This window comes from Prosthecobacter sp. GW821-HT29F12 (genome assembly GCF_058803405.1).
On the sequence record NZ_CM179517.1, the window covers coordinates 1,798,398 to 1,821,044 of the forward strand.

The 22,647-nt window shown below is 60.7% G+C and carries 18 protein-coding genes; 6 read left to right on the top strand and 12 right to left on the bottom strand.

The window, feature by feature from the left end; all coding sequences use genetic code 11:
- Positions 1–3: 3 nt before the first annotated feature.
- From AC3RLQ_RS07590 to AC3RLQ_RS07600, 3 genes are all read right to left on the bottom strand, one after another.
- Positions 4–1,419, bottom strand: coding sequence for a N,N-dimethylformamidase beta subunit family domain-containing protein (locus AC3RLQ_RS07590; RefSeq protein ID WP_493035831.1), 1,416 nt, complete (start codon positions 1,417–1,419; stop codon positions 4–6).
- A 502-nt stretch (positions 1,420–1,921) separates the two neighbouring features.
- On the bottom strand, positions 1,922–2,674 hold the full coding sequence (locus tag AC3RLQ_RS07595; protein ID WP_493035833.1) for an SDR family NAD(P)-dependent oxidoreductase: 753 nt from the start codon (positions 2,672–2,674) through the stop codon (positions 1,922–1,924).
- Between the two features lie 17 nt (positions 2,675–2,691).
- Positions 2,692–3,096, bottom strand: coding sequence for an FKBP-type peptidyl-prolyl cis-trans isomerase (locus tag AC3RLQ_RS07600; RefSeq protein ID WP_493035835.1), 405 nt, complete (start codon positions 3,094–3,096; stop codon positions 2,692–2,694).
- A gap of 143 nt (positions 3,097–3,239) precedes the next feature.
- Here AC3RLQ_RS07600 and AC3RLQ_RS07605 point away from each other — a divergent pair, with 143 nt between their 5' ends.
- The 5 genes from AC3RLQ_RS07605 to AC3RLQ_RS07625 all read left to right on the top strand — a co-directional run bounded on the left by AC3RLQ_RS07605 (position 3,240) and on the right by AC3RLQ_RS07625 (position 9,700).
- Complete coding sequence (locus AC3RLQ_RS07605; RefSeq protein ID WP_493035837.1) at positions 3,240–5,942, top strand: DUF1592 domain-containing protein; 2,703 nt, start codon at positions 3,240–3,242, stop codon at positions 5,940–5,942.
- A gap of 221 nt (positions 5,943–6,163) precedes the next feature.
- Complete coding sequence (locus tag AC3RLQ_RS07610; RefSeq protein WP_493035839.1) at positions 6,164–7,153, top strand: Gfo/Idh/MocA family protein; 990 nt, start codon at positions 6,164–6,166, stop codon at positions 7,151–7,153.
- A complete protein-coding gene (locus AC3RLQ_RS07615; RefSeq protein ID WP_493035841.1) occupies positions 7,150–8,112 on the top strand; it encodes a Gfo/Idh/MocA family protein in 963 nt (320 codons plus the stop codon). The genes AC3RLQ_RS07610 and AC3RLQ_RS07615 overlap by 4 nt, the downstream gene beginning before the upstream one ends.
- Positions 8,109–8,918, top strand: a complete 810-nt coding sequence (locus tag AC3RLQ_RS07620; protein ID WP_493035842.1) for an HpcH/HpaI aldolase family protein — start codon at positions 8,109–8,111, stop codon at positions 8,916–8,918. Before AC3RLQ_RS07615 ends, AC3RLQ_RS07620 begins: the two co-directional genes overlap by 4 nt.
- A 5-nt stretch (positions 8,919–8,923) precedes the next feature.
- Complete coding sequence (locus AC3RLQ_RS07625) at positions 8,924–9,700, top strand: SDR family oxidoreductase (protein WP_493035844.1); 777 nt, start codon at positions 8,924–8,926, stop codon at positions 9,698–9,700.
- Positions 9,701–9,886: 186 nt separating this feature from the next.
- Here the strand turns inward: AC3RLQ_RS07625 and AC3RLQ_RS07630 are convergent, their stop codons facing one another.
- The 3 genes from AC3RLQ_RS07630 to AC3RLQ_RS07640 form a co-directional block, all read right to left on the bottom strand.
- Positions 9,887–10,798 (bottom strand): Kelch repeat-containing protein, encoded by a 912-nt coding sequence (locus AC3RLQ_RS07630; protein ID WP_493035846.1) that lies wholly within the window; start codon positions 10,796–10,798, stop codon positions 9,887–9,889.
- A 157-nt stretch (positions 10,799–10,955) separates the two neighbouring features.
- Positions 10,956–11,507: a hypothetical protein gene (locus AC3RLQ_RS07635; protein WP_493035848.1), complete on the bottom strand. Its 552-nt coding sequence runs from the start codon at positions 11,505–11,507 to the stop codon at positions 10,956–10,958.
- Positions 11,504–12,022, bottom strand: a complete 519-nt coding sequence (locus AC3RLQ_RS07640) for a hypothetical protein (RefSeq protein ID WP_493035850.1) — start codon at positions 12,020–12,022, stop codon at positions 11,504–11,506. Before AC3RLQ_RS07640 ends, AC3RLQ_RS07635 begins: the two co-directional genes overlap by 4 nt.
- A 129-nt stretch (positions 12,023–12,151) precedes the next feature.
- Here AC3RLQ_RS07640 and AC3RLQ_RS07645 point away from each other — a divergent pair, with 129 nt between their 5' ends.
- Entirely contained in the window at positions 12,152–13,648 is a 1,497-nt protein-coding gene (locus tag AC3RLQ_RS07645; RefSeq protein WP_493035851.1) for a sodium:solute symporter family transporter, read from the top strand.
- Here AC3RLQ_RS07645 and AC3RLQ_RS07650 read toward each other — a convergent pair.
- From AC3RLQ_RS07650 to AC3RLQ_RS07675, 6 genes are all read right to left on the bottom strand, one after another.
- Positions 13,605–14,366 (bottom strand): SDR family NAD(P)-dependent oxidoreductase, encoded by a 762-nt coding sequence (locus tag AC3RLQ_RS07650; protein ID WP_493035853.1) that lies wholly within the window; start codon positions 14,364–14,366, stop codon positions 13,605–13,607. The genes AC3RLQ_RS07645 and AC3RLQ_RS07650 overlap by 44 nt on opposite strands.
- Positions 14,344–15,318, bottom strand: a complete 975-nt coding sequence (locus AC3RLQ_RS07655; protein WP_493035855.1) for an amidohydrolase family protein — start codon at positions 15,316–15,318, stop codon at positions 14,344–14,346. Before AC3RLQ_RS07655 ends, AC3RLQ_RS07650 begins: the two co-directional genes overlap by 23 nt.
- A 14-nt stretch (positions 15,319–15,332) precedes the next feature.
- Positions 15,333–17,615 carry an aminotransferase class III-fold pyridoxal phosphate-dependent enzyme gene (locus AC3RLQ_RS07660; protein WP_493035857.1) on the bottom strand — a complete coding sequence of 761 codons (2,283 nt, stop codon included), beginning with the start codon at positions 17,613–17,615 and terminating at the stop codon, positions 15,333–15,335.
- A gap of 5 nt (positions 17,616–17,620) precedes the next feature.
- Positions 17,621–19,132 (bottom strand): glycoside hydrolase family protein, encoded by a 1,512-nt coding sequence (locus AC3RLQ_RS07665; protein ID WP_493035859.1) that lies wholly within the window; start codon positions 19,130–19,132, stop codon positions 17,621–17,623.
- 301 nt (positions 19,133–19,433) lie between these two features.
- Positions 19,434–21,101: a phosphate ABC transporter substrate-binding protein gene (locus tag AC3RLQ_RS07670; RefSeq protein ID WP_493035861.1), complete on the bottom strand. Its 1,668-nt coding sequence runs from the start codon at positions 21,099–21,101 to the stop codon at positions 19,434–19,436.
- Positions 21,098–22,585: a hypothetical protein gene (locus AC3RLQ_RS07675; protein ID WP_493035863.1), complete on the bottom strand. Its 1,488-nt coding sequence runs from the start codon at positions 22,583–22,585 to the stop codon at positions 21,098–21,100. The genes AC3RLQ_RS07670 and AC3RLQ_RS07675 overlap by 4 nt, the downstream gene beginning before the upstream one ends.
- Between the last annotated feature and the right edge of the window lie 62 nt (positions 22,586–22,647).

Here is a 22,647-nt window from a genome sequence, read left to right on the forward strand (position 1 = left end):
TGTTCAACCAATCGCCCGTTTCAGCAGATTCGCGGTGATGCGTTGGACGCGGGCGTCAGTGCCGTGGGGGCGGGAGTAGTGGCTCCAGACGGGCATGTGGCCGGGCGGTTTGCTCAGGCCCTGGGCCCACCAGATGGTGGAGGCATTGAAGATGAAGTTGCCTTTCGGGCCGTCGAAGATCACGGCCTGCCAGTGTTGCGGATTGCTGCCGCCCTGGAAGGCGGTGCCTGCGGCGAGGATTTCGAGGCCGGGCAGATCCTTCGGTGCATCGCCATGATACTCCCAGCCGATCATGCCGGGAAGGGTGTCGCCCTGCTTCATGCCGGTGCCTTCAAAGACCCAGTGCGCGGGCTTGGTGCAGATCCAGTCGCCACCCCCGTTCACGGGGTCGATGTTGCGCACGCCCATGAGATAGCCTTCGTCCGGCCCGCGATGCGGATAGGGACCGTGATCCTTCTCGCGATCCACGGCATACTTGTAGTCGCCCCCATAGGGGCCGCCGCGGAAGATCCGACGATTGGGAACGCCGTCGGCATTCGGTGAGAAAGGTGTGACCCAGCAGACGGAATTGCCGGAGAGGAAGAGCAGATTGACGCCTGCATCGCGCATCTTCGCCACGCTGTCGTGCTGGCGGATGTCCCAGTACTCGTCGTGCCCGATGCTGATGAAGGCCTTGCACTTCAAGCCGTGATCCGGGGTGATCATGTCGGCATTGGAGCAGTAGGTCACATCGTAGCCTTCCTTCTCCAGCCAGTAGGCGGCCGGAAATTCAAAGCACAGCCACTCGCCGCTGCCGACGGACTGCGGATTCTCGTAGATCTGCGCATACTTGGCATAGGGACGATCAAAGCTCACATCGGACCACGGGCCCTGATTGCCCTTCGGATCGGTGTAGAGGGAGTAATTGTCCGGCCACTTGTTGTAGGCCTGCCAGGTGTTGTCGCTGCACTGAAAGAGGATGTCGGCCTTGCGGTCGTCGGTGACGATGAAGACGATGTAGCTCTGCCAGTAGGGCTCGTCTTTTGAGGCTGGCAGCGTGGTGAGCCGGCCGAGATAGACGCCGCTGAGCCAGTCCTGCGGAATGGTGATGGAGGTGGTCTTTTCCCAGCGGCATTCGCGGAGGCGTTTTTCGCCGATCCCGGGCACGGGCTGCTCTTTGCCTTCAAAGGGGCCGAGTTCGGTCATCAGGCGCGCGCCGCAGCCGCCGTAGTAGCCGGTGCGGAAGATTTCGAGCTTGAAGCGGGCGGTGGGTTGGGTGCTGACAAAGATGTCGAGGATCTCGCCTGCCTTCACGGACTGGCGGGAGCAGTAGCCTTCGATGAAGGGGGTGCGAAAGCCCTCGTTTTTGTCGAGGCGCATGCGGGTGAGCTGCCAGTCGTGCGAGCCGGGCTTGGAGTTTTCAGCGGTGATCAGGGACATTTGCAGAATACGCGGGTTGGAGGGTAAAACGATCAGAGGAGAGAGTTTCCGATGACAAGAGGCGTTTGAAGATCGCGGAGCGGGTGCGCGGCGGAGCGCATTGCAGACGCTGCTGGTGAATGTGAGGTGTAGCGGTGTACTGGGTTTGCTTCACCGGCATGATGCCTGAAACCCAGGGTTGCCTCGCTGAGGCTCGGCGAACCCTGGGCTCAAATACGCAGCCCCGTTGGGGCTGGTGTGTGGCGAAGCTAAGTGACGAAAGAATGGAGGCGTGCAGATCGGATAGCAGAAGGCTTCTCGCATACCTCCGGCATGCGCCCCAAGATGGGGAACATGATGCGAAGGGTCCGGTGGTTCACGCTGCACCGCTTCGCGGTTTCGCTTCACCATACCTAATCTCTCTGATCCTTTTAGGATCACCAGGCACGAGCCGGATTGTGTCGGGGTCAGGAGACCCCGACACCTTGGCTGTGGATCTTTTGACGAGCTTTTTGACCTGAGATCAATACGTCGCGCGGCCGCCGGAGAGATCGAAGACGGCGCCGGTGGTGAAGGAGCAGTCTTCGGAGGAGAGCCACGCCACCATCGCCGCGGCTTCTTCCTTTTTGCCGAAGCGGCCCATGGGGATCTTGGACAGCATGTAGTCGATGTGCTGCTGCGTGAGCTGCTTGAGGATGTCGGTCTCGATCACCGCAGGGGTGACGGCATTGACGATGATGTTGCTGGTGGCGAGTTCTTTGCCGAGCGACTTGGTCAGAGCGACGACACCGGCCTTGGAGGCGCTGTAGTGGGCGGCGTTGGGATTGCCCTCTTTCCCGGCGATGGAGGCGATGTTGACGATGCGGCCGTAGCCGTTTTTGAGCATGTGCGGGACGACGGCGTGGCAGCAGTAGAAGGGGCCGTTCAGGTTGATGGCCATGACGCGCTGCCATTCGGCGGGGTCGGTTTCCCAAGTCTTGGCGTTTGTGCCGGCGATGCCTGCGTTGTTGACGAGGATGTCGATCTTGCCGAAGGCGCCGATGGTGGATGCGGCGGCAGCTTCCACGGAGGTGATGCTGGTGAGATCCACGGTGGCGGTGTGCACTTTGCCGAGTGCGGAGAGTTCGGCTTTGGCCGCTTCGAGCGCCGCTGCGTCAATGTCCCAGAGGCAGACGCCTGCACCTGAGCGCAGCATGCGCTCTGCAATGGCGTGGCCGATTCCGCGTGCGCCACCGGTGACGATGGCAACTCTATCCTTGAGGTCGATTTGATTCATGGGCAGAGCAATCGCACTCAGTCCTCCCAGACTTTCAGGAGTTCGACTTCAAAGATGAGGGTTTCATTCGCTCCGATGTCGATTCCGGCCCCGCGCTTGCCGTAGGCGAGCTCGGAGGGGATGAAGAAGCGGTACTTCGCGCCTTCCTGCATGAGCTGGAGGCCTTCGGTCCAGCCTTTGATGACTCGCTTGAGCGGAAACTCGGCGGGTTCGCGTCCGGCGAGGTAGGAGCTGTCGAACTCCACGCCATTGAGCAGGGTGCCGCGGTAGTTGACCACGACGGTGTCCTTGACCTTGGGGCTTTTGCCGGTGCCGGGGGTGAGAACCTCATACTGCAGGCCGCTGGCGGTGGTGGTGATGCCTTCTTTGGTGGCGTTTGCGGCGAGGAAGGCCCTGCCGGATTCGAGAGCAGATTGGGACATGGGAAAATGGGTGAAAGGGGCGGGCTTCATCACCGCAAGCCAGGGCGCATGCAACCGCAAATGATGCGCAATGTGACGTTGGTTTTGGCGAAATCCCTGCCACTTTGCTTGCGTATCTTTGATACCCCCATTCCACCTTTTTCATGCTTCGACGCCTCATCTTCGTCTCCTTCGCGATTCCTTCCCTGCTGTCCGCCGCTGAACGCGGCCAGGATGCCTACAATCAGCGCATCCTGCCCCTGCTGCAAAAATTCTGCTATGACTGCCATGGCGACGGCACGGACAAAGGCGACTTCGCGCTGGATGAGTACCCGGAGTACTCCAAGCTCATCGGCGACAAGGTGCTGTGGGATCATGCGAGGCAGCAGCTGGTGACTCATGTGATGCCGCCGGAAAAGAAGGACAAGCCTTCGCTGCCGGAGCGCGATGAGATCGTGGCGTGGATCGACAACACGGTATTTTGGTTTGACCCGCAGAAGATCGATCCGGGGCACATCACCTACCGCCGACTGAACCGCACGGAGTATAACAACACGATCCGGGATCTGCTGCTGGTGGACATGAAGCCTGCGAACGATTTCCCGCCGGACGACACGGGCTACGGCTTTGACAACATTGGCGACGTGCTGAGCATCTCGCCGATGCTGATGGAGAAGTACATCCGCGCGGCGAATGCGGTGGCGGTGAAGGCGCTGGACACCTCTGATGTGCCGCGGCTGGACTTGGAGCTGGGTGCAAAGAAATTCTGGAACCAGAAGGGCGAAACGAAGGAGTGGGAGGGTGTGAGGTGGTTTCACAGCAACGCGGATGCGGCGACAAAATTCACCGCGCCTGCGTATGGCAACTACCTGCTGAAATTCCACCTCTCTGCGACGCAGGCCGGACCGGATGCGGCGAAGGTGGCGCTGCGCGTGGATGACAAGGAGCTGGGAACCTTTGATGTGACGGCTCCTTATCACGGCGACAAGGGCCCGTGGCAGACGATCAAGCAGGTGGTTCCGCTGAAAAGTGGTGAGCACAAGATCGTGGTACGGTTCTTGAATGATTTTGCTGATCCACAGAATCCTGATCCTGACAAGCGCGACCGGAACCTGGCGCTGGACAAGATCGAGGTGGAAGGGCCTGACGGGCTGCTGCCGCCGCGTGGCACCCGGCTTGTGCAATGGCTGCTGGATGGCAAGCCTGCGGGCCTGCCCGCCATCAACCTGAGCGGTGAGGATTTCGAAAACGGCCAGGGCAATGCGTCGCGGGACACGGGCACCATTGAACTGCCTTCGAACGGCTATGTGAAGCATCATCTGGATCTGGCCATGGCCGGAAAGTACCGCCTGATCATCAAAGCGGGTGCGCAGCAGGCGGGTGGCGAACCGGCGAAATTTGATGTGCGCATCGGTGGCAAAAATGCGGGCTCGTTTTCCATCACGGCCAAGGATCAGACGCCGCAGGTTTTCAAAACGGAAGTCGAACTGCCGGCGGGCAAGCATGAGATCCAGGTGTGGTTCCTCAATGACTACTATGATGAGAAGACGCACGAGGACCGCAACTTCTGGCTGCATCAGCTCACGGTGGAAGGACCGCTCGGTCAGCCGGGAGGCATCGCTGTCGCGGACGTGCATGGCCTTGTGGACAAGCTGGGGCAGCGCCTGTTCCGCCGCCCGCTGCGTGATGCTGAAAAGGCCAAGTGGCACGGCATCGCGGATCTGGGGCTGAAAGAAAACCTGCCGCCGCTGGAGGCCATGGGCTACGTGCTGCGCGGCATGCTGATGTCTCCGGGGTTTCTGTATCGGGGATCTCCCACGCCGACCGGAGCGGTGCAAAATGGCGTCGCATTGATTGATGAGTACAGCCTTGCCTCGCGGCTTTCGTATTTCCTGTGGTCCGCGCCGCCGGATGACAAGCTGCTGCAACTGGCGGCCAAGGGTGAGCTGCGCAAAAACTTGGCTGCGGAAGTGAAGCGGATGATTGGTGACTACCGTGCGTGGAGTCTGACGGAGGATTTTGCGGGTCAGTGGCTGCAACTGCGTGACATGGACATCGTGGATGTGGACGAGAGACGCTTCCCGGACTGGAAGGGTGGAATGGGCTACGCGATGAAGAAGGAATCGCAGACGTTCTTCGACAACATTTTGCGAAACAACCTCAGCGTGATCGAATTCCTGAATGCGGACTACACTTTCGTGAACGAAAAGCTGGCCCGCTACTACGGCATCCAAGGCGTGAAGGGCGACAAATACCAGAAGGTGTCGCTGCAGGGCACGCCACGTGGCGGCATCCTGACGCAGGGGAGCATTTTGACGCTGACCTCCACGCCGACGCGAACCTCGCCGGTGAAGCGTGGCAAGTATCTGCTGGAAAACATTCTGGGAACTCCGCCGCCGCCTGCACCTGGTGGAGTGGCGCCGCTGGATGAGCGGAAGCAGCAGTTTGGCAAGCTGACGCTGCGGCAGCAGTTCTCCGAGCACCGGAGCAATGCGGCCTGCGCCGGATGCCACGCCTTCCTGGACCCGATGGGATTTGCCTTTGAAAATTACGACGCCATAGGCCGCTGGCGCGACGAGGAGAAGAAGCAGCCGATCGATGCCTCGGGGTCGCTGGTGCGCGGGCAGACTTTTGCGAATCTGGCCGAACTGCGCAGCATTCTGGTGCGTGACATGAGCGATCAGTTTGTGAAAAACGTGGCGGACAATCTTCTCATCTACGCGCTGGGGCGTGGGCTGGAATACTCCGACAAGCCCACGACGGAGGAGATCCTGCGCAAGGCCAAAGCCTCCGGCAACCGCATGCAGGACATCATCCTGGCCGTGTGCGAGAGCGTGCCGTTTCAGAAGATGCGGGTGGCTCCTTAGAGACACTTCCATTTGAAGACGACGGTCTTGATTCGCCGAGAGGACGGTCAGACCTTTGACCTGCCGCTGGAGCAACTCACCGACGACTCCAAGCGGCGCATCGAAGAGCACCGCGCGGCGAAACGAAGCGGCATGGTGAAATGAGTCTGGGCGTACTGGTTCAATGATCGGACCAGATCATTTTTCTTTGAGCGGCCTCGTGGCGACGTTTACTGGGAAACATGCATTCCATCCTCATCATCGGCTGCGGCAGCATCGGCGAACGCCATCTGCGCTGCTTTCAAAAGACCGGCCGCTGTGAGGTCAGCGTGTGTGATGCGAATGCGAAGCTGCTGGGCGAGGTGAGCCAGCGCTACGGAGTGCCTGCGTTTGGCAGCCTGGCGGAGGCGGCGCAGGCGCGGCGCTTTGATGCGTGGGTGATCTGCACGCCTGCGCACACGCATCTGGCGATAGCGCGTGAAGGATCGGCGCAGGGTGCTGCACTGCTGATCGAGAAGCCGCTGTCTGTGACGCTGGACGGGCTGGAGGAAACGCGTGAGGCCATGGCCCAAAGCGGACGGTTTGTGGCGGTGGCGTATGTGTACCACTGCTTCCCGTGGGTGGTGGCGGCGCGTGAGTTTTTGCAAAGTGGCGTGCTGGGGAGGCCGCTGCATGCGAGCGTGGTGGCGGGACAGCATTTTCCCACGTTCCGACCGGCGTATCGCGATATTTATTATGCACGACACGAGACGGGTGGCGGGGCGATCCAGGATGCGCTGACGCACATTGTGAATGCCTTGGAGTGGATGATCGGGCCGATGACGCGGGTCTTTTGTGATGCGGCGCATCAGCAACTGGAAGGGGTGAGCGTGGAGGACACGGTGAATGTGACGGCGCGCCATGGCGATGTGCTGGCGAGCTATGCGATGACGCAGTTTCAGGCGGCGAATGAGACGGTGTTTGAAATTCACTGCGAAGGTGGCAGCCTCAAAATTGAATCTCATGCGCAGCGCTGGGGCAACATGAAGCGCGGTGAGACAGCGTGGACATGGAACACCACCGCGCCGCTGGAGCGTGATGATCTTTTCATTGCGCAGGCGAACGCTTTTCTGGATGGCATGGAGGGCAAGGCCTGCGCGCTGAGCACCTTTGAAGAAGCGGTGCAGACGCTGCGCTTTAACCGTGCCGCACTTGACTCTGCCGCCACCGGCCTGCCCATCACGATTTCATGAACGACGGACGCAAAGAACTCCGCCTGGCGATGCTGGGCATGATTGAAGGAAACGGGCATCCATATTCGTGGAGCGCGATCGTGAACGGATTTGATCCGACCGCGATGGCGCAGTGCCCCTACCCCGCCATCTTGAACTATCTGGGCAAGCAACGCGTGGAGGAGGTGCGGATTCCCGGGGCGCGGGTGACGCATCTGTGGACGGATGATCCGGCGGATGCACCGAAGGTCGCTGCGGCGAGCTTGATCCCGAACGTGGTTTCGAAGCCGGAGGATGTGATCGGCCACGTGGATGCGGTGATCATTTCGACGGATGACGGGGATGACCATATCCGCCGCGTGAAGCCATTTATTGAGGCGGGGCTGCCGGTGTTTGTGGACAAGCCGATGGCGACGAACATCGCGGACCTGCGGCAGTTTGTGCAGTGGCACAAGGCGGGGGCTGTGATTCTTTCCACGAGCGGCATGCGCTATGCGCCGGAGATGAGGCTGAGTGATGAGCAGCGTGCGCAGCTGGGCGAGCTGCGGTGGATCACGAGCTTCACGTGCAAGACGTGGGAGCGCTATGGCATCCATGCGCTGGAGGCGGTGGAGCCGCTGCTGGGGCCGGGGTTTCTGAAGGTGCAGGCACTGAGTGATGCGGGAGGTGATGTGATGCACCTGACGCATCGCAGCGGCGTGCGGGTGACGATCGGCGCGCTGCATGATGCGTATGGCAGCTTTGGTGCGGTGCATCTCTATGGCACGCAAGGGCAGCTGCCGCTGCGGCTCACGGATACTTACAACGCTTTCCGCGGGCAGCTGGTGGCGTTCATCGACATGCTGCAAACGGGTGCGCGTCCCCTGCCCTTTGATGAAACCGTGGAACTGATGGCAGTCATCATTGCTGGACGGCGCAGCCGCGAGCAGAATGGCGCGGTCATCCACATTGCCGACATCCTTTCCGAAACACATTCATGAAACTCCGCCCCTCCCGCATCCTTCGCGAAATTCGCGCTGGTCAAAACAGTACGGTCATCAAACTGAACATGGGTGATCCCCGCATCGTGGAGCTGGCGGGCCTTGCCGGAGCGAGTGCGGTGTGGCTGTGCAATGAGCATGTGCCGAACAGCTGGCTTAATCTGGAGCATCAGGTGCGTGCGGCGAAGCTGTATGACATGGACACCATCGTGCGTGTGAACAAGGGCGGCTACAGCGAGTACGTGAAGCCTTTTGAATGCGATGCCACGGGCATCATGGTGCCGCATGTGACGAGTGCTGACGAGGCGCGCAACGTGGTGGACATGGTGCGCTGCCGCCCGCTGGGCAGCAAGGCGCTGGATGCTGGCAACATGGACGGTCTTTTCTGCCAGGTGCCGCTGGCTGAGTACGCGGAGCACTGCAACACTGAGAAGTTTGTCATTCTGCAAATCGAAAGTCCCGAGGCGCTGGAGGTGGTGGAGGAGATCGCGGCGGTGCCGGGTTTTGACATGCTGCTGTTTGGCGCGGGAGATTTCAGTCATCGCATCGGCAAGCTGGGACAGGCCACGCATCCGGAAGTGGTGGCTGCGCGCAAGCGGGTGGCGGCTGCGGCGCTGAAATACGGGAAATATCCAGCAGTGGCTTCGCTCTACGGGCAGAAGGAGGAGGTAATGGCGGAAGGAACGCGGGTCTTTACACTGGGGGCGGATGTGCTGGAACTGGGCAATGCGTTCAAGAAGCTGGTGGGTGATTTTGGTGGGGCAGGCTCCGCGAACGGCAGTGATTCAATTTACCAATCCAAGTAAGCGCCATGTCTAACGATCTCTTTTCTCTTCAAGGCAAAACGATTCTTCTCACCGGAGGTGCGGGACTTTATGGCCGTGGTCTGGCGGCCATGCTGGCACAGACTGGGGCGACGCTGATCCTGGCCTCGCGTGATGTGGCGAAGCTGCAGGTGGTGGCGAAGGAGGAGACGGCGAAGGGTAATCGTGTGTTTGCGGAGTCGCTGGATCAGGGAGATGAAGGCTCTGTGGTGGCGCTGCATGAGCGAGTGACTGCGCAGCATGGTCCGTTGCACGGACTGGTGAACAACGCGGTGCTGCGGCCGATGAAGGGGGCGAATGGCGCGGCGGAGCAGTTTGCGGAATCCATGCGAGTGAATGCCACGGGTGTGATGCTGATGCACCGGCACTTTGGCAAGACGATGGCGGAGACGGGACGCGGCAGCATCGTGAACATCGGGAGCATTCAGGGGATGATCGGCCCGAGCTACGAGCTGTACACGGGCACGAACATGGGTGACATGCCGCCGGATTATTTCTTCCATAAGGGAGGCATGGAGAATCTCACGCGCTTTTATGCGGCGCTCTATGGTCCGCAGGGGGTGCGGGTGAACAACCTGGCTCCTGGGGGCTTTTTCAACAACCAGCCTGAACCGTTTTTGCAGAGGTACTGTGAGCATACCATGCTGGGACGCATGGCAGATGAGACGGATCTGGGTGGCGCGGTGATCTTTCTGCTGAGTGATGCGTCGAGGTACATCACGGGAGTGAACCTGCCGGTGGATGGAGGGTATACGGCGAAGTAGTTTTGAGCGGACCGTTTGCGCGGGCGCTGAAGGGCGGGCGCTTTAGGAAAGGGGGTGAGCGGTCGGGATTGCAGGTGGCGCTGGGACGAAGGATTCCAGGGACGCGCACAACGCGTCCCTACCAGCCTTGGGGCTGCGGCACGGATTGTTCTGCGTGGGGGCTCCGGAACGAGCTGAAGCTCGGGATTACTTTAGGTCTGCTACGGGGATGCGGAAGAATTTGTCGGTGCGGGACTTCTGCTTGTCTTCGCCGCCGAGGCAGTAGATGAAGCTGTCGAGCTTTATGAGGCCGACCATGGCGGCGTAGGGCAGTGATTTGGCTTTGGTGTAGGTGTTGGACTTTACGTCGTAGATGAAAGCATCGGCGGTGAAATCAGTGGTGTAGCCACCGGCGAGGTAGATGTGCTGATCATCGAGCGTGACGGCGTTGAGGCCGCGATTGGGCGCGGCGAGGGACTGCAGTTTGCGCCAGGTGTTTTTTGCGGGTGATAATGCATAGGCTTCCACGGAGTTTAATGGAGCTTTGGCGGTGGAGTCGTAGTTCATGCCGCCGAAGATGAAGAGTTCGGAACCCACCACTGCGGAGGCGGCGACGGCAAAGGGTTTGCCGGGGTAGTCGGCAAGCTTGGTTATCTGCCAACTGCCTTTGATCCATTCCACGACGTGCACAGAGCGCTGGACACCGGCGATGTTTGCGGCGTCATCGGTGCCACCGACCAGGACGTGTTTGCCATTCACCGTTCCCCCGGCAGCAAGGATCACCGAGGCGGGCAGTGCGGGCAGTTGCACGCGGGTCTTTTCTCCTTCTGTGACCGAAAGAGCTTTCAGTGATTGCGTGCCGTCTGTTCCACCGAGATATGCGAACGCCGTGTCACTTTGAAGGTTGGTTCCATAGGCCACGGGACTGTTCAATTCACGGAGCTTGGTCCACTTGCCTGCGGCTGGATCAAAGGAATGGATGGCGCGGAGCCAGTTTTTTTTGCCGCCCTCCCAGTTGGTGCCACCGATAATCACGATTTTACCATTGCTCACGCCGGACAGGAAGCCGCCGTTTGGCTCGGGGAGCGGAGGGAGCGGCTGCCAGTCGGCGGCGTGCATGGTGACTGTGTGTAACGCAAACAGCATGATGCATAAGAGTATGAGAGCATTCTGGAGCGCGCCAAGACGCGGGAGTTTTTCGCAGGCCTTCGGATTCTCGAAAGCGCCAGAAGACTGGCGCACTCCAAGACGCTGGCGCGACGTGCGCTGAGCCAGATTAAACAGTCGTTTTGTCATCCGGGTCGGTTGCGCGTTCATAGTGGTCGGTGTGGGGTGATTTCCAGTCGGGGCGCAGGCGGACGTCGCCTTTGCCGGCGAGTTCACCGGGCTGGCTTGGGGGCGTGGCGTCTGCTGCTCTGCGCATCTCCCACCAGCACTGGCCGCAGTGGTTGTGCTCGTGATTGATGACGAAGCCAGCCTTCTGCATCAGGGGGCCGATCCAGCCCATGCAGTGGTCGCAGTAGTCGGTGTACTGATTGAGGCCATTGCGCAGGAGAAAGCCCTTGGAGGGGCACTCGTGCATGTCGATGCGGAAGACGTCGTCGGTGACGGTGCGCTCGTACACGGCACCTTCGTCCGCGAGCGTGGGGCCCCAGTATTCCTTCATGCCCTCGAAGCCTTTGGCTTCGATGAGTTTCGAAGCGTGGAGCTGGGAGTCCTGATGGATGGCCTCGTCCCAGTAGGCGCGCACGAGGTCATGGCCGCCCTGCGCACGGAGCCATTCAAAGGTCCACTCGTAGTGCCCGCAGAAATCGTAACAACCGATCATGATGCTGTGGCGATGTCCTCCAGGTTTTGCGGAGCGGCTTCTGCTGTTCGTTTGGTGAAGCGCTGGGTGCAGGTGCCGTTGCCACCGCAGATGCGAACGGTCAGGCCGGAGGGCTCGGCGATGGCTTCGTTTACAAAGTAACAGTGCTGGCAGAAATTGGGGACGATGGCGCGGCCATGATCGCGCAGATGATGGATGGCGGGGCAGCGTTTGACTTCGAGGCGGACTTTATCAGCAGATTCGATGACCTCGACCTCGACCTCGGCCCCTGGCTCTGCCTTGAAAAAGGAGCGCCAGTAATCTGCCACGCCGCGCATCCCCTGCTCTGCCCACTTCAGTGACACGGGGCGGTAGTAGCTGGCGCCGATGTCGCGCCAGTATTTTTTCAAAGCCTCTTCACCGTGATGCCGCTGAATGAAGCGAAAGGTGGCATTGATGGCGAAATAGAAATCCGCGTGGCCCACCGGCTTGGTGTCGGTGTATGGCAGAGGTGATGGCGTCTCGGCGTCTGACATGAGGATTGACTGGCGGCCATCATCCATACGATGGGACTGCTCCAGTTTCTTGTTTAATCGGCTGGTTCTAAAAACAAACCAGCAAACAATGGTCTCGCAAATCGTTGAATCCACGATCATCGCTTCCTCATGACGCACTTCTCCTGGCTTGATTACACCCTCTTTGGCGGCTACCTCGCGGCATCAGTCGGCATTGGTTTGTTCTCGGCACGCGGGTCCAAATCATTGGGGGACTACTTTCTGGCCGGGCGCGGGATGAACAGCATCCTGGTGGCCATGTCCATTTTGGCGGCGTTGTTTTCAGGCATCAGCTATCTTGCGGGTCCGGCGGATGTGTACAAGAACGGCTTTGCGTTTGCCTACATCGTGCTGGCGTTCTTCATCGCCACACCCTTCACGGCGATTTACATGCTGCCGAAGTTTTATCAGTCGCGGTTCTTCACCGCGTATCAGTTTCTTGAAGAGCGCTTTTCGCTGTCCGTGCGGCTTCTTGCCTCCGGATTGTTCATCTTCCGCGTCGCGCTCTGGCTGGCCGCGGCCACGTATGCGCCAGCACTGGCGCTGGAAAAAGTCACCGGCATGCCGCTGTGGATCACGATTCTTGCGACGGGCACGCTGACCACGCTTTACACCGCGCTCGGAGGCATGCGTGCGGTCATCTGGACGGATGTGATGCAGCTGATCGTGCTTTTCGGCGGGCAGATGATCATTGTGTTTGTGGCAATTGGCAAAATCCCCGGTGGTCTCGGCGGAGTGTGGGACACGGCGATGGCGGATGGGCGCATGGATTTGAGCCTCTCTTTCAGCCTGTCTGAGCGTGTCAATATCTGGGCCGTGCTGGTGGCCGGCGCCTTCCTGCATCTGGTGCAGATGGCCACGGACCAGGTCTCTGTGCAGCGCTACCTCACAGCTGGCAGCTTGCAGGAAGCGAAGCGATCGCTGTGGATCAAGCTCTGGCTCATCCTGCCGGTGCTTGTGCTCTTTTACGGCACGGGGCTGGTGCTCTACGCTTTTTACAAGACGCATGGAGATCCCATGGCTGCAGGCCTGATCGCCAAAGAGGATCAAATCCTGCCCTACTTTGTGGTGACGCAGCTTCCGGCCGGACTGCCGGGGCTGCTCATTGCGGCGATCTACGCGGCCAGCATGTCCACGATTTCTGCGGGACTCAATTCCCTGGCCTCCGCGACGGTGGTCGATTTCAAGCAGCGCCTCTCCTCGGCCCCGGAGGGCACGCAAGCGCAGCAGGTCGGCAATGCGCGGTGGATCACGGTGGCTTACGGCATCATCGTCGTGGGGCTCGCCTTTGCGGTGTCATTCATGCCGGGAAATCTGGTGGAGTCTGTCAACACGGTGATCGGACTGATTGGCGGGCCGTTGCTGGGGCTGTTCTTTCTGGGCATGTTCACGCAGCGGGCCACCACGCGTGGAGCACTGCTCGGCTGTCTGGCGGGGTTCGTCAGCCTGCTGGGAATCTTCATGTATCAAAACGGTGTCTTCACGGCGGTGAAGCCGCCGATGCTTGTCTCCTTCATCTGGTTCAGCCTGCTGGGCACGATCATCACGATGACCGTGGGCCTGCTTACCTCCGGCCGATCTGCCCTGTCGTCAGGCCGCCATCAATGATGATGGTCTCGCCGGTGATGTAGCTGGCGGCGCTGCAGCAAAGAAAGACAGCGGCGCCTGCCACATCTTCCGGTGTGCCCAGGCGCTGAAGGAGGATCTTCTTCTCATAGTGCTGCACCATGCCGCCATCGCTGGAATGGTGGAGGCCCGCGGTGAGGGGCGTCTTGATCAGACCTGGGGCTACGCCGTTCACGCGGATGCCATGATCCGCGAGGGACACGGCGAGAGATTTTGTGAGCATCACGAGCGCGCCTTTGCTGGCATCATACGCAGCGGAATCCAACTCGGCCTGAAAGCCATTGGTGGAGGAGGTGATGACGATGCTGCCGCCGCGTTTCTCCGCCACGAGGCGACGAGCAAAAGCCTGTGCGGCGAAAAAGGCTGAAGCCATGTTGAGATTCACGGTCTTGTCCCAGCGTTCCCGCGTCATCTCAAGGAAGGGGACATCGAAAAAACTGCCGGCATTGCAGATGAGGGTGTCGAGGCCGGGCTCGGCTTCAAAGGCATGCTGCACCAACTGCGCAGGAGCCTCCGGGGGGGAGAGATCGCATGAGAGGTAGGAGGCCCATGCTGGGAAATCCGCAGGACGTGCGGTGAGCCCGTGACACACCACACGCGCCCCGGCCTCATGGAGGCCGTTTGCCATCGCGTATCCAATGCCCTGAGATGACCCTGTCACCAATGCGGCCCGACCTTCAAGAGAGAATGCTTTCGTCATGCAGCTTCAAATAATCGCGGATATTGGTGTGCGCAATGCGCTCCACCATTTCTGTTCCGCCAGCTGTCAGGGCCTCCACCTCAGCCTTGTAGGTGCTGATGAGGCGTACGACCTGCCCATTGATCTCGGCGGCGTAGCTATAAAACGGTGAATCGCTGCCCCACATGAATTTTTTCGGATAGACCGCCGCGAGATCGGCGATAACCCGGGCGGGATCGGTGTAATCCGAGTCGAAGCGTCGGGCTTTGGGGGCAATGTAGGGCAGATCCTGCACCGCGCCCACGCAGTGGATGCAGTGGGCGGAGTTGTCGAACCAAGTGTTTGGCAGCGCCTGCACGCGGTCGAGGCACTCTTTGTCATAGCGACAGGAGTGAGCGAGGCAGAAGCGCACGCTGGGGTTTTCCTCGGCGATGTCGAGAATGTCGTGCGCCTGCGCCCAGAGGTCGCTCTCGGCCACGCTGGAGTGGATCAAGAATGGCACGTCCCATTCCGCCGCGAGTTCCACGAAGACTTTGCCGAGATCCCGCAGGTGCTTGATGTCGGCCTGAAGGATGGTGGTCTGCATCTTGATGCCGTAGAAGCGGTAGTCGGCGCGCAGCTTGCGCAGTTCCACGGCTTGCGCGGCGGTGTTGCGCATGGGATCGGCCATGACAAAGGGCAGCATGCGTTTTCCCTCTTCGGGAAAGAGCTCGTAGCATTCCTTCATGAGGCGGCGGTTTTCAAATGCGTAGGGGATGTCCTGCAGGCGTCCCTTCTCGTCCTTGATCTCATTTTGCATGAAGACGGTGACGTCCAGCGCGAGATGGCTGACGAAGGGGAAGACGATCCAGCGGTCCACGCCGAGGGCGCGGCCTTCATCGTGCATGGCGACGAGGTGCTGGGCGTAGGGGAAATCGCCGTGGAGGTAGAAGAGAAGGTCTGAGCCGACGTGGTTGTGGCAGTCAATGATCATGGCAGAAGGAGTTTTTAAACGAGTCGTGCAAAGCCTTGTTGCGGGCCTTGTGCGGCCTCCAGGGGAGTTTTGGAAACGATGGCGAGGGATTCATCCAGAGCGGCGAGCATGTCTGACAGCATGGCCTCGGTGTGGGGCCAGGTCACATAGAGCTGGCTGGACATCAGGAAGCCCCGCTGGAGCATGTGGCGGATCATGTGCTGCTTGGCCGCTGGATTGGCAAAGGCGAGAGAGGGTGCGCAGGGCATGCCGCCGATTTTGAGCTGGAGGTCGGGATGCCGTGCGGCGACTTCGCGCAGGCCGGACTGCAGGCGCTCGCCCATCTGCCACACTTTTTTCTGCACGCCCTCGCGCCGCATTTTGGCGATGCAGGCCAGCGAGGCTGCGGTGCCTACGCCATCGGTCCAGTAGCTGCTGGAGATGAAGCTGCTGTTTGCGGCATCCATGACCGTGTTTTTGCCGATGATGGCTCCGGCGGGGTAGCCGTTGCTCATGGCCTTGGCATAGACGGCGATGTCGGGCTCAATGCCGAGCACGGGAGCGGCGCCGGGAAAACCATAGCGCCAACCGCTGGTGACTTCATCGAGCACATAGACGGCTCCGGCGGCATGGCAGGCATCGATGACCTGCTGCATGAAGCCATCGCGGGGGAGTTCGGAGCGCATGGGTTCCATGACCACGGCGGCGAGTTTGCCCTCGAGCTTTTGCATGGCGGCCTTGAAGGAGGCGAGGTCGTTGTAGCGGAAGGGTACGGCGGTGCCGGCGAGCTCGCGTGGCACGCCGAGGGGTTGCAGGCCAGGAAGCAGGTGGCCATCGAGTGCGGCGTCATCGCCGAGATTTGCGGCGAGATACCAGTCGCTCCAGCCGTGGTAGCCGCAGAAGGCGATGCCGCTTTTGCCGGTGGCAGCGCGTGCGATGCGCACGGCGAGCCCGAGGGCCTCGCCGCCGCCGCGTGCGTAGCGGACTTTGCCGGCCCAGGGATGGAGATCGAGCAGGACATCGGCGAGTTTGACTTCGTCTGGGGATGCCAGTGTGGCGTAGCTGCCGAGATTCACACGGCGCTTTACGGCGGCGTTCACTTCATCATCGGCATGACCGAGCAGGATGGCGCCGACGCCGCCGGTGAAGTCGGTGTAGCGTTTGTCATCGAGATCCCAGATAAATGCGCCTTTGGCACGGGAGAAATAGGAGGGCCAGGACTGGGGATCGAAGAGATGCGCGCGCTTGGAGAGGAGGCCGGTGCCGCAGGAGATTTTGGTTTTTGCCTCTTCCCAGAGTTTGGGCCCGCTGGGTGCATCGGGTTCCGGTTTGAGGAGACGCAGCGCATTTTCGCGGAAGATGTCTTCCATATCTCCCGACGTCATGCCGGTGTCTTCGCAGGCTTCGCGCAGACAGAGGAGGGATTCGATGCCCACGGTGGTGTACTGGCCGAAGATGGTGAGCTTGTCTCCGGTAATCTCCGGATGAATCCAGGTAAAGCCATCGCCCTGGGTGATGCAGGAGCCGCGGAGTTCGCTGACCATGTAATCGCTGCCCCAGAGGACGCGGCGGGGGCCGAGGATCTCCAATGCAGCGCGGAAGGCTCCGGCTTGGGTGACGGCGGAGGTGTCCACGACGACGTTGTCCAAATCGATGAGATGATGGAGGCCTTCACGGGCGTGGCGGTAATTGAACGAGCGGGCCACGTGAGCGAGCACGAGCTTGCAGCGTGGGTAGCGGCGGCAGAGGCGGCGGATTGCGGACACATTGCGCGGGTCGGTGATACCATCGGCGAGCATGATGTGCAGCATCATGATACCGTCGTACTCATGGCAGAGCTCCCACATCCATTCAGGGGCGAAGGATTCGATCTCTGCTTCTTTCGTATCTGGCACGTCTGCGTAGAGGCGGTAGGGTTTGATGCCGACGAAGACGCCGGTGCTCAGGAGACGCCGCACTTCGGCAGGGTCATCTGTGGGTGCGGCGAGGACGAGGGCGCGGGAATTGCCCGTGGCATCCACCTGGGACTGCAGCCAGGCATTCTCCCCTGCCCTGTCATTGCCTGCGCTGGGGTAGCCGAAGAACAGGCCCTCCACCTGACGTTCTGGAAGCCACAGGCGCATGGCGGCCTGGAAGTCCTGCATGCCGTAGCCGCGATCCGCATCCAGAAACACCGGACGGTTTCCCTGCGCGAAATGGCGCGAGTGGAAGAGATGGGTGTGAACATCAAAGACCTTAGCCGGCACGAAGCCGTCAATGGCGCGGTGAAGCAGCTTGCGATCTGTTTCGTTGAGTTCGGTGACGAGGGTGAGGGACATGGAGGTCAGTCGTTGAGGTAGATGGCATAGACCTTGGCGGCGCTGCCGGATGGGAAGTGCACGCGGAGTGCGAGCTTTTTGCCGGAGGGCAAGGGCTTGGGCCAGGTGATGGGGACGCGGACGCCGCTGGTGGTCAGCTTGACTTCGTAGCCGTCGAGCGGGTGGTCAAGAGGGTCAAGGAGTTGCACGGTGAGGGGGGATTCGGGGGTGGCGCCGTCCACATTCAGGGCGATCTCTTTGGCGGTGAAAGGGCTGGTGATGAAGTGGCCTTCCTCCTCGGCGACCTTGCGGGAGAGGGAGCCGAAGCCATCGCGGCGAAGGGTGGCGAGGCCGATGTCCATGTTCTCCAGATCACCGCCGGTGTTCCAGTGGGAATACCAGATCATGGTCTTGTCTCCCTCGTTCACGAAGGCGTGGCCCTGAAGGATGGCGATGTCGTCCCACTCGCCCTCTTTGCCCCGTGGGATGACTTTGAAGCCGGGGACGGGCTCGCGATAGTGCACGCCGTCGTTGCTGATCATGAGGCCGAGATCCACGCGCACGCCGTAGTTCCAGCTTTTGCCTTTGGGTGGTGCCTGCTCCGCATCCTGCCACATGCCGTGCAGGCCGACCATGACATTGCCGCGATTCCACAGTCCTGCACCCATGTGCATCTGCTGGCCTTTGACGGGGGGATCGGAGAGCTGGCCGGGGCGCGCGTAGGAGAAGGCTTTGGCCTTGGACCAGGTGACGAAATCGGAGGAGCGATAGGCGAGCATGTCGCGCCCGATGTCGCTGCCGTCCGCGCGCCATGACCAGGGGCTGAGGAGCTGGCCGGTGGCATAGTAGAAATCCCCGAAGCGATAGAGGCCGCTGACTTCAAAGCGCTCCCCTCCTGCATTGGCCGGGCGGTCGCCGACGCATTTCCACTTCAAACCGTCTGCGCTGGTGGCGGTGACAAAAGAGCCCCAGCGTTTCTCATTGGGCCCGATCTTGCTGCGACCGCCTTTCACTTCATCAAACGGCATGTGGGCGATGTAGGCGCACTTGTAGCGTTTCGTCGCGTCCGGCTCATTGGGCTCGTAGAGCACGGAGAGGAAGTCATTCACGCGGGTCATTGAGTAGGGCTCGCCTTCGATCTGGCAGATGTTGTTTTTGGTGCTGCCATTGAATTCGACGAGGCCGAGATCGGGCTTGGTCCAGGTGATGCCGTCCTTGCTTTCTGCGTAGCACATGGGCCGCCACCAGCCGGGGGCCTGGCCTTTCTCAATCTTTGGCTCGTGCATGCCGAGGTACCACATGCGGAAGGTGTCGCCTTGTTTGATGACGGTGCCGTAGAGCACGGCGTGGCCGTGATCGGGCGAGCCTGGAGGACCGTTGCGGAGCACGGGGTTGCCCGGATGTTTTTGCGCGGTCTCCAGGGTGAGTTTGAGATTGTGCTGCCAAGCGATGTTGTGATCGTCGAAGGCGAAGAAGACTTGTTCAGCGGCCTGGAGATGGAGGGCCAAAGCGCTGAGGATGCAAAGGGTGAGCTTCATGGGGGAATTGTGATGCCCTGAGAGGGTCTTGCGAGTTTAAAACGTTGGTCCGGTGTACGGACCAGCTAACGTATAGTGGTAAACAACGACGAACTCATTTCCCTTCACTGAGGCTCTCCCTTTCGTCAGCAAACAAATGGGATGGCCCCTCACCCCAGCCTCTCCCCAAAGGTCAAGCTGGACATTGCGATATCATGGTTTGGGAGAGGAGAGTCGCTTTGTCTCCGCACGAAGTCATGGGCCAATTTGGCCATCAAGAACTCCAAGGCCTTTCCAGAACGAGCTGAAGCTCGCGTGTACTTTAATCGGCGTTGAGATCTGAGAATAACACGCACCAGTTCCACAAGGGATAGGGCTGGCCGTTGCGGGTGCCGTAGGCGGGGTCGGCGAAGGTGTGGGTGGAGCGCTCGGGGTCGGAGTCGCGGAGATTGCCGTAGCTGAAGGAGCGCTGGGCGACGATTTCCTGACCGGCTGCGAAGGGGACGTTGTTGCGGAGTTCGCGGGGATCGTAGCGCAGGACGGTGACGCCGTTTTCTTCACTTGTGCCCCGGATGGCGACGCGGGTGGTCTGGCCTGATAAGCTGGTGACGAAGAAGGCACCTTCGGCGAGCAGGGGCTTGAGTTGCGCGGTGAAGCTGCTCTTGAGCAGCAGTTCTTCGGTATGATCCGGGCCGCTGCGCAGTGAGGCTATTGGGCCGAGCGCCTGTGCAAATGGATGACCGTAACTGACGCTGCAGGTCTGGCCTGCGGGCAGTGGACGGGCGAAGCGGAGGCGCACCTGAGCGGGGGCGGAAACTTCCACTTCCGTGAGGGTGAGCAATGCTCCGGTGGTGTCGCGCACGCGGAAGCCGGAGAGCGAAGTGAAGCCATCCTTGGTGGCGATTTCCTGTCGTGCGAGGAAGGTGGTGTCGAGCACGAGAGGTGGATGTGGCACGGTGAAGTCGATGAGGATGGCGTCGCGTGCGGTTTCCAGCTTCGCAAAGCGAGGGCGCAGGGGCTGCCAGTCTTCGCTGCGATCTAGCACGCGGCGCATGACTTTGCCGACTTGCTCGCCCCACCAGCGTTCGCCATCGGCAGAGAGATGGATGGGATCGCCATGGCGGTCGGGTTTGGTGCGGCTGTTGATGGCGCTGGGCACAGCGTAATGGGGGCCGACGAGCCAGATGTTTTGATCGACATCTGCGGCCATGAGCTGAGCTTCGCCGGCAGGGCCGAGGGTCTGATAGGTGAACATGGGCAACTCGCCGCTCTGACCGGTGATGGCGCACAGGTCTGCCGACCATTGTTTGCGATAGGCGATGAGTTGATCGCGATACCAGGCGAGTCCTGCGGGGCGTGGCAGTTCGGCGTCCCAGCGTGTGGGCACGAGGCTGCCGGTGGGGCCGCCATTGCCTTCTCCCTGCATCCAGTAGAGGGCGGCGATGCGGAAGTTTGCGCCCATCGATTTGGCCTGTGCCATGGCGCGGCGTGCATCGTCGAGACTGGTGCGATAGTAGCCGCCGCCGTGACGGCGTGACTCGGGGGTGCGTGGATCGGTGGAGAGATCGGCGATGGAGAGCTCTTGAATTTGACGACCACCCTGCCCTGCATAGGCGACGAGAAAGCGTGAGACAGACTGAGCTGCGCGTGCTTTGTCATTGCCGAAGCGCGCGGACTGCCAGTGATCGGCCATGCCATTTGCCACGGTCTCACCGAGGCCGCCGTTGGTTTGCGCGTGCAGGGGCACGAACTTGAACAACTCTGCGGGACGCAGCTCTGGTGTAGCGGAATTGTCTTTGGGAAGCCAGGTGCGCACGCCGCGCTGAAAGGCGAGGTTTCCCCAGCCGGTGTCTTCACGGGTGACGATGGGGAGTGACTCCGAGCCATCGCACAAGGACTGGCCCATCATCCAGATGCCGGAGATTTTTGGCGCTGTATCCGCAGCACCCGCCAGACTCGTGAGTGCGAGGAGGATGAAGCGAAGTTTCATGGGATGAACTGGAATGAGAAGATGTCGGCGTCCTTCATGGAGAAACGCAGACGCAGTGTTTTCCCGGCGAGTGAGCTGACATCCGCGCCCGACTTCCAAGTGACTTTGCGGTCCAGTTCATTGCCGATCTGCATCACGCACTCCTCCAAGCCCAAGCCGGGGACGGGTTTGCCATCCACGTCTTCAAAGCCGACCTTCACACCACCGGCGGCGGAGGTTGAGAAGTTCAGGGAGAGCTCGCGCCCGGTAAAGATGAGCGGCTTGGTGATGGCGTGGCCGCCAGCGTAGCCGCAATGCAGTGAGGCAAAGCCGTCCGTGCGCAGCGAGTAGCGGCGCATGTGGGCGGTGGGCTGCGCGTAGTCCTGATTCACAAAGACGGACATTTCATGCGACCCGGTGGGCACCACATTGAGGGCGGGGTAGTTCGTGCGGGAGACCCAGTTTTGCGCGCCGATACCGCCACGGATAAAGCCTTCGAGGAAGGTGCGGTCATACACACCGGCATGCGCAGCGCCCTGCGCCGGGCGTGTGGTCATGAAGATGGCGTCTGAGGTGTCCTTAAAGTAACCCGGGTTCACATGGATGGCGGCGGCCTGTTCATATGTGAGCACGCGGCGGCCCGGCATGAAGCGCGCGGCGATGGCGACATACAGGTGTGGCGCACGGAAGTAGGGATGCGTTTGATTCGTGTACAAATGCTCGACCGGGGCCTGCATGGAGGGATTGCGGTACTCCATGAGCACGGGGGCGGACCAAGTGCGGAAATCTTTACTCTCGCTGCGGACGATGCGCCGGATGCCGCCCTCAAAGACGCGGTAGTAGGCCACGTATTTGTCTTCTGCTGCGGACCAGAAGGGCACGTTCTGCGAATCGAACATGTATTTGTAGGGCACCATGGCCTTGGTGATCACAGGCTCGGGACTGATCTTTTCCCAGCGCAGGCCGTCGGGGGATTTCCAGGCAGTGAGGCCGCCGCCCTCCATCGTGCCGCCGAAGGCTTTGAAGCGCTCGTCCTCAGGCACGCCGGGGCGCGCATCGCGGAAGGGGCTGAAGTTGTGCGTGGCGGTGTGCGCTTTCATGAGCACGACGTTGTTTTTGCGGGTGCCCATCACTTCATACAGGCCGAGCTCGGGCTTGGTCCAGTGGAGGCCATCGGCGGATTCTGCGACGCAGGTCAATTCCTCCTCGCTGCCGTCTTTGTTGGCCACGGCCTTGCCACGGTAGTAGGCGCGCAGGCGGCCGTCTGCGAGTGTGACGAGGGTGGCATAGCCGCTGAAGAGGCCTTCCCATGGCTGGTCAAATTTGAAGGCCACGCCTTCATCACGCGGGGTCTGCTGTTGCAGGTGCGTGCCGCTGAAGCTTTCGAGCAGAAAGGAATCGGCAAAGAGTTCGCGGCGGCTGCCGATGTTGATTGGCGCATCGGCTGCGGCGAGGGTGCTGGCGAGCAGCAGGAGAGAAGTAAAGAGTGAGTATGGGGGCTTCATGGTTGGTAACTGTTCTCGTTTCGGAGGAGTTGGGGACGGCAGATTATGGGAACTTTGATCCG